This window comes from Pseudoalteromonas sp. SIMBA_162 (assembly GCF_046535955.1).
Taxonomy (GTDB): Bacteria; Pseudomonadota; Gammaproteobacteria; order Enterobacterales; family Alteromonadaceae; genus Pseudoalteromonas; species Pseudoalteromonas marina.
Window position 1 is genome coordinate 1 of record NZ_JAWJBQ010001117.1, and the last position, 239, is coordinate 239.

Consider the following 239-nt stretch of genomic DNA (forward strand, 5'->3'; position numbering starts at 1 on the left):
GTGGTTTTGGTAACGCTGCTGTCATTACGGTTGCGGCAGTATTGATTATTAGCCAGGCGCTATGGCGTTCCGGCGTTGTCGATGCATTGGCCTCAGCTATGAAAAATATTGGCGATAAACGCTGGATACAAATGATAGCCCTGACCTCAGTCACGACAGTCTGCTCGGCTTTTATCAGTAATACCGGTACCATGGCGATAATGATTCCGGTCGCCCTGCAACTTGCCCGCAGCAGTGGC

At 51.0% G+C, this 239-nt stretch carries 1 protein-coding gene; it reads left to right on the forward strand.

Annotation, left to right across the window (positions count from 1 at the left end):
• The coding region (locus tag R0J88_RS23150; RefSeq protein ID WP_410901336.1) for an SLC13 family permease at window positions 1–239 on the forward strand (239 nt) is incomplete at both ends.